Annotated in this window: 5 protein-coding genes; 3 read left to right on the top strand and 2 right to left on the bottom strand. The window is 66.1% G+C overall.

The window, feature by feature from the left end; all coding sequences use genetic code 11:
* The coding region (locus tag AC1D1S_RS19350; RefSeq protein ID WP_476995232.1) for an acetyl-CoA carboxylase biotin carboxylase subunit at positions 1 to 1,663 on the bottom strand (1,663 nt) is incomplete at its 3' end.
* A gap of 147 nt (positions 1,664 to 1,810) precedes the next feature.
* Positions 1,811 to 2,503: a Maf family protein gene (locus AC1D1S_RS19355; RefSeq protein ID WP_476995233.1), complete on the bottom strand. Its 693-nt coding sequence runs from the start codon at positions 2,501 to 2,503 to the stop codon at positions 1,811 to 1,813.
* 134 nt (positions 2,504 to 2,637) lie between these two features.
* Between AC1D1S_RS19355 and AC1D1S_RS19360 the strand changes: the two genes are divergently transcribed.
* The 3 genes from AC1D1S_RS19360 to AC1D1S_RS19370 are packed head-to-tail and all read left to right on the top strand — an operon-like array spanning position 2,638 to position 4,507.
* Complete coding sequence (locus AC1D1S_RS19360) at positions 2,638 to 2,805, top strand: hypothetical protein (protein ID WP_243179673.1); 168 nt, start codon at positions 2,638 to 2,640, stop codon at positions 2,803 to 2,805.
* Positions 2,802 to 3,557 carry a cytochrome b N-terminal domain-containing protein gene (locus AC1D1S_RS19365; RefSeq protein WP_476995234.1) on the top strand — a complete coding sequence of 252 codons (756 nt, stop codon included), beginning with the start codon at positions 2,802 to 2,804 and terminating at the stop codon, positions 3,555 to 3,557. Before AC1D1S_RS19360 ends, AC1D1S_RS19365 begins: the two co-directional genes overlap by 4 nt.
* Positions 3,554 to 4,507, top strand: coding sequence for a hypothetical protein (locus tag AC1D1S_RS19370; protein WP_476995235.1), 954 nt, complete (start codon positions 3,554 to 3,556; stop codon positions 4,505 to 4,507). The genes AC1D1S_RS19365 and AC1D1S_RS19370 overlap by 4 nt, the downstream gene beginning before the upstream one ends.
* Positions 4,508 to 4,745: the final 238 nt, after the last annotated feature.

Below are 4,745 nucleotides of genomic sequence, written 5' to 3' on the forward strand. Positions count from 1 at the left end.
GCATGGGGGAGGGCATGGGGGAGGTCAGGGCGTTGCCGCTCGCGGCCGCGGGTGCGCCGCCACCGCGGGAGCGCTTCTTGGCCTTGGCCGGCTTGGCGCCTGCGGCGTTGCTGACGGAGCCCAGCGACGCCGGCAGCACGACTTCCAGGCGCTTGCCGCCGACCTCGACGACGACGCGCTGGCGGTCGCCGGCGTCGGCCGCTTCAGCCTCGCTGCCGGTCGGGGTCCAGGCCTGAATGTCATTGACGAAGGCCGTCTCGATCCAGCGGGTGTGGACCTTGAAGGGGCCTTCGGCCGGTGCGAAATCGGGATTGGAAACCACCGCGAGGTCGAACGGGATGACGGTGGGAATGCCCTCCACCACCATTTCCTCCAGTGCCCGCCGGGAGCGCTGCAAGGCCTGGGTGCGGGTGGCGCCGGTGACGATCAGCTTGGAGAGCATGGAGTCGAAGTTGCCGCTGATGACATCGCCCTGCTCCACGCCGGAATCTACGCGGATACCGGGACCGGTGGGGTTTTTCAGTACCGTGATGGTGCCGGGTGCGGGCATGAAGTTCCGGCCCGGGTCCTCGCCGGTGATGCGGAATTCGATCGAGTGGCCGCGGACTTCCGGGTCGCCGTAGCCGAGTTCCTCGCCGCGGGCCAGCCGGAACTGTTCGCGGACGAGGTCGATCCCGGTGACTTCCTCGGAGACGCAGTGCTCCACCTGGAGGCGGGTGTTGACCTCGAGGAAGGAGATGGTGCCGTCCTGGCCGACGAGGAATTCGCAGGTGCCTGCGCCGAGGTAGCCGGCCTCCTTGAGGATGGCCTTGGAGGATTCGTAGAGCCGGCGGTTCTGTTCCTCGGTGAGGAACGGGGCCGGGGCTTCCTCGACGAGTTTCTGGTTCCTGCGCTGGAGCGAGCAGTCGCGGGTGGAGACCACCACGACGTTGCCGTGGGCGTCGGCCAGGCACTGGGTCTCGACGTGACGCGGGGCGTCCAGGAAGCGCTCAATGAAGCACTCGCCGCGGCCGAAGGCGGCGGTGGCCTCGCGCACGGCGGATTCGAAGAGTTCGGGGATTTCTTCGCGGGTGCGGGCCACCTTSATGCCGCGTCCGCCGCCGCCGAAGGCCGCCTTGATGGCGAYGGGCAGGCCGAACTTGTCCACGAAATCGAGGATTTCCTCGGCAGATTCGACCGGGTCGGCGGTGCCGGGGACCTGCGGGGCGCCGACCTTCTCGGCAATGTGGCGGGCCTGGACCTTGTCGCCCAGGGCAGAGATCGCTTCGGGGGAGGGGCCGATCCACGTAATGCCGGCATCGATCACCTTGGCGGCGAACTCGGCGTTCTCGGCCAGGAACCCGTACCCGGGGTGGATGGCGTCCGCGCCGGACTGGCGGGCGACGTCGATGATCTTGTCCATCACCAAGTAGGACTCCGCGGCGGTGTTGCCACCGAGCGCGTAGGCCTCGTCAGCGAGCCGGGCGTGCAGCGCGTCGCGATCGGGGTCCGCGTAGACAGCCACCGAGGCGATGCCTTCATCGCGGGCGGCGCGGATGATGCGCACCGCAATTTCTCCGCGGTTGGCGATCAGCACCTTGGTCAGCCGGCGGATGCCCGCGGCTGTAGATGACTGCGTTGATCCCGGCACGGTGGGTGCGGACTGCTCCGAATTTGCTGACAAGGCGTCTCCTTCTTTCCTTCAGGGAGCCTAGCGCGGTTTTGAGGGTTCCGCCGATATTACTTGCGGATTCCGCGCGTATACGGCCCTTCCTTTGTAGGGTTGCCACAAAGGGCGGCGAATTGGCTCACTCCGCCACGCATTCCGTCGTTACTCGGCGCGGATGTCCGCCGGGTCCGCAGCCCCGCCGGTCCAGAGCTCGGTGATGCCCACATTTGCCTGGCCGAGCAGGGCGCGCAGGGTGGAGATGGAGAGCCCGACGACGGTGTGGGGATCGCCGTCGACCTTGCGGATGAACGCCCCCCCGTAGCCGTCGATAGTGAAGGAGCCGGCGCACTGGAGCGGCTCGCCGGTGGCGATGTAGGTTTCGATTTCCTCGGCGCTCATCTCCATGAAGTGCACCTCGGCCGAGGACACCGAGCCCAGGGTGGCGCCGGTGCCGCGCGCGGTGACGTCGGCGTCGTCGTCTTCTGTGTCTGTGTCTGTGTCGCGGCAGTCCACGAGCCAGTGGCCGGTGTGCAGGACGCCCATGCTGCCGCTCATGCGGAGCATACGCTCCCGGGCGACGTCGGCCGTGTAGGGCTTTCCGTGGGCCTCGCCGTCGAACTCGAAGACCGAGTCGCAGCCGATCACGATTGCGCCGTCCGCCTCGGGCAGCGAGGCGACGGCCTCTGCCTTGGCCCGGGCAAGCAACAGAGCCGTGTCATGCGGATCCGTCACGCCGTAGCGGGCCTGCACGGCGTCCTCGTCGACGTCCGAGACGAGGACCTCGTGGGCGATGCCGGCGTGGCTGAGCAGCTTGGTGCGGGCGGGGGACTGGGAGGCAAGAATGAGGCGGGTCACGGATCCAGCCTAATCCACCGCAGCACAGCAACACCGGGTCCCGGAAGGGCGCCTGGACGGGACAGAAGACCCTGTTTGCGGATACCTGACAGTGGTGGAGTTGAACCGGCATCCTAAAAAGAATCGAGCAGCTCATGTCTGGATGGCTCGTGGCAAGCGTTGGCATGGTTGGTGATGGAACATATTTTGGCTGGGACGGTTTCATCATTCAATCCGGAAATCTGATCGTGATCGTCGTGATGATCATCTTGTTCATCCTGGCCCTGGTCCTGCCTTTTCCCGGAGGGAAGCGGCGGAAATGACTGCCGCTGCAACACCGGGACTTGGCGCGCAGGTCGATGAAACAGACGCCCGTACCTTGACCGGCAGGGCCCGCCGGTGGCTCCTGAGGAAGCTTCCGCCGGACAAACTTTTGCCCGAGGACCAGCCAAGCTTCGTGGCATCCTGGGCGTACGTATTCGGCATGGGGGCCATCGCGTCCCTGCTGTGGATCATCGTTTCCGGGATTGTGCTGGGACTGAACGGACCCCAGTGGTATCACGTGTCCTCGCTGGGGAGTTTCGTCAACAGCACGCATTTGTGGAGCGTGGAGTTCTTCTTCATCTTTATGGTGGTGCACCTGTGGCTGAAATTCTGGATGGCGGCCTGGCGCGGGGGCCGGGTCCTGACCTGGATCACCGGCGTGATCTCCTTTGTCGTTTCCATCGTGGCGGCCTTCACCGGGTATCTGCTCCAGACGAACTTCGACTCGCAGTGGATTGCCTTTGAAGCGAAGGATGCGCTGAACGCGGTCGGGGTAGGCGCCTGGTTCAATGTGGCCAACGTCGGTCAGCTCTTCACCTGGCACGTCACGCTGCTGCCCTTGGCCGTGGGTGCTGTGGTGGTCCTGCACGTCCTGCTGGTCCGGGTCCACGGCGTTGCACCTCCACTGGATGCCGCGGAGTCCGACGCCCAGCTGCTTCACAACCGCCAGGAGGCCACCGAACCTCCGAAGGCCACCGAACCCAGGGGCACAGAATCCGGGGGCGCTGAATTCGGGGGTGCAGTGCAGTGACCAGGAAGAGCAGCAGTATCTCCTGGCGGAAGGCGGACGACGTTGCCGGCCGGCCCTGGACGGGCAGCTTCCGCGAATATGACCTCATCAAAGAACTGATCATCGGCGTTGTGGTGGTCGGCGTGCTCGTGCTCGGTGTGTCCGCCATCTTCGGGTCCCCTGATGAGCCCAACGTGAGCCTCAAGGCGTGGGCCACGGCCGCCCCCGCGGATTTCGTTGGCACCGCCGCGAAAGAGCTTGCCGGTACCAGCGATACTGCCGGATACGGGCCGCCCTACAACTCGACCCCGGACGCGACGCAGAACATCGGCCCCGTGGACCTTCAAAGCCTCTCCGGCGTCCGCCTTCCGGTTGATACCGCCAATGACTTCGTGATCGCCCCGCTGGCGACGCTGCCGTCGCCGCCGGCAGAGCTGGCCAGCTGGACGGCCGCCACGGACCAGCAGCGCTCAGCCTGGGCAGCTGCCTATTCGGACGCCCTTGCCGCTGCGCCGGATAACGACCCGGCCCAGGTGGGCGACGGCGACTATGGCCCGGTCCCTGCACTGACCGGAGCGTTGCTGGAGATGGCGCGCCAAGGCAGTTTGGACGGCGTGCTGCAAAACGGTGGAAACTTCTACAACATGGACTACACGCGCGGCCTCCTCTTTTTGGGCGACGGCGGCTACTTCCCGGATCTTGCGGCCAGCCAACACCTCTCCGGGGATCAGTGGGGCGTGATGAACGAAACCGGCGATACGCCTGGGCAGTCCTGGTTGTGGCTCTTCTCGCTCCTTTACCAAGTGGAACCGTTCAAGTCCGCGCCTAATGCCGATGCCCTCGTCGTCGTCACGATGTTCGTGCTGACGGCGTTGCTGGCCCTGCTGCCGTTCATCCCCGGACTACGGTCGCTGCCGCGGGTGATCCCCCTCCATCGCCTGATCTGGAAGGACTACTACCGCAACCGCTGAGTCCGCCGGCAATCCGTGACGCCTAGCTTCGGCTGAGGAGTACAGGCGCGTTATTGTCAGAGGCCCCTGAGACACTGGGTTCATGGACGGCAATCACGGGCCCGAAGTGGCTCCGGCCATGCCGCGGGCGATGCCGCCGCCATTCTGGGCACCGCGGAGGCAGCCGTCGCGGACGTGGCGGGCCGGCTGGCCGCCGGACCGCTGGGCTTAGGCTGTCCGCCCACGGACAGTGCCGGGA

The sequence above is a fragment of the Arthrobacter sp. P1_A5 genome, assembly GCF_056406825.1.